We start from the raw sequence: 2,078 nt of genomic DNA on the forward strand, positions 1-2,078 counted from the left end.
CGGGGAGCAGCAGGACCCGGCGGCGCCCGGCGCGGAGGGCCAGGCGGCGCTCCCGGCGGCGGTCCCGGTGGAGGCGCTCCTGTTGGCGGCGGCTTCGGCAAGGGCGGCCGCGGACGCGGCGGCACAGCTGGCGCCTTCGGCAAGGGCGGCGCAGGCCGCGGCAAACAGCGCAAGTCCAAGCGGGCAAAGCGGCAGGAACTGGAGCAGATGTCCGCTCCGTCGCTGGGTGGCGTCAGCGTACCCCGCGGCGACGGCAACTCCATTGTCCGTCTGCGGCGCGGATCCTCGATTACTGAATTCGCCGAGAAGATTGATGCCAACCCGGCAGCACTGGTGACCGTACTGTTCCACCTCGGTGAAATGGCCACGGCAACACAGTCGCTCGACGAGGACACCTTCGAGGTACTGGGCACCGAGCTGGGCTACAAAATTCAGGTTGTATCGCCGGAGGACGAGGAGCGCGAGCTGCTCGAGAACTTCGACATCGACCTTGACGCCGAGCTGGAAGCCGAAGGCGATACGCAGCTTGAGGCACGACCTCCGGTTGTCACGGTCATGGGTCACGTTGACCACGGTAAAACCCGTCTGCTTGATGCCATCCGCAAGTCCAATGTTGTCGAAGGCGAAGCCGGCGGCATCACCCAGCACATCGGTGCCTACCAGATCGACCACGAGCATGAAGGCAACGAACGGGCGATCACCTTCATTGACACCCCCGGCCACGAGGCGTTCACGGCCATGCGTGCCCGTGGCGCAAAAGTCACCGACATTGCGGTGCTGGTTGTCGCAGCGGACGACGGCGTCATGCCGCAGACCGTTGAAGCGCTCAACCACGCTCAGGCCGCCAATGTGCCCATCGTGGTTGCTGTGAACAAGATTGATAAGGACGGCGCCAACCCGGACAAGGTCAAGGGCCAGCTCACCGAGTACGGTCTGGTTCCGGAAGAGTACGGCGGCGACACGATGTTTGTGCACGTCTCCGCGCTCAAGGGAGACGGCATCGATGAACTGCTGGAAGCCGTGCTGCTTACGGCTGACGCGGCCCTGGACATGCGTGCCAACCCCAACAAGGACGCACGCGGTATTGCCATCGAGGCAAACCTGGACAAGGGACGCGGAGCCGTGGCAACCGTCCTGGTCCAGTCGGGTACCTTGAACGTCGGCGACACCATTGTTGCCGGTGTGGCACACGGACGCGTTCGGGCAATGTTCAACGAAAACGGAGACAACGTATCGGTGGCGGGGCCCTCACGGCCCGTACAGGTACTGGGTCTCTCGACAGTGCCCCGCGCGGGCGACACCTTCCTGGTGACGCCGGACGAGCGTACCGGCCGTCAAATCGCCGAGAAGCGGGAAGCCGCCGACCGGAACGCCGCACTGGCCAAGCGCCGCAAGCGCGTCAGCTTGGAAGACTTCGATCAGGCAGTCGCCGAAGGCAAGGTCGACACTCTTAACCTCATCCTCAAGGGTGACGTGTCCGGTGCCGTCGAGGCCCTCGAAGACTCGCTGCTCAAGATCGATGTTGGCGACGGTGTTGCATTGCGTGTTATCCACCGCGGAGTCGGTGCCATCACGCAGAACGACGTCAACCTGGCGACAGTGGACAACGCGATCATCATCGGGTTCAACGTGCGTCCGGCCGAACGGGTGGCAGACCTTGCCGACCGCGAAGGCGTGGACATGCGCTTCTACACCGTCATCTATGCAGCAATCGATGACATTGAACTTGCACTCAAGGGCATGCTCAAGCCTGAGTACGAGGAAGCGCAGCTTGGCACCGCTGAGATCCGCGAAGTGTTCCGATCCTCCAAGTTCGGCAACATCGCAGGCTCGATCGTCCGTTCAGGCGTCATCCGCAGGAACTCCAAGGCACGCCTTGTCCGTGACGGCGTGGTGGTTGGCGACAAACTCACCGTCGAATCGCTGCGGCGCTTCAAGGACGACGCCACCGAGGTCCGGACGGACTTCGAATGTGGTATCGGTCTTGGGTCCTTCAACGACGTCAAGGAAGGCGACATCGTTGAGACCTATGAGATGCGGGAGAAGCCGCGGGTCTAGGTTGTCTTAGTGGCGGGCCG

1 protein-coding gene is annotated in these 2,078 nt (G+C 63.2%); it reads left to right on the forward strand.

The window, feature by feature from the left end:
* A partial coding sequence (gene infB / locus Y708_RS23075; protein WP_035775413.1) for a translation initiation factor IF-2 occupies positions 1–2,058 on the forward strand: 2,058 nt, incomplete at its 5' end.
* Between the last annotated feature and the right edge of the window lie 20 nt (positions 2,059–2,078).

Origin of the sequence: Arthrobacter sp. H5 (assembly GCF_000520595.1) — a bacterium.
Classification (GTDB): domain Bacteria; phylum Actinomycetota; class Actinomycetes; order Actinomycetales; family Micrococcaceae; genus Arthrobacter_D.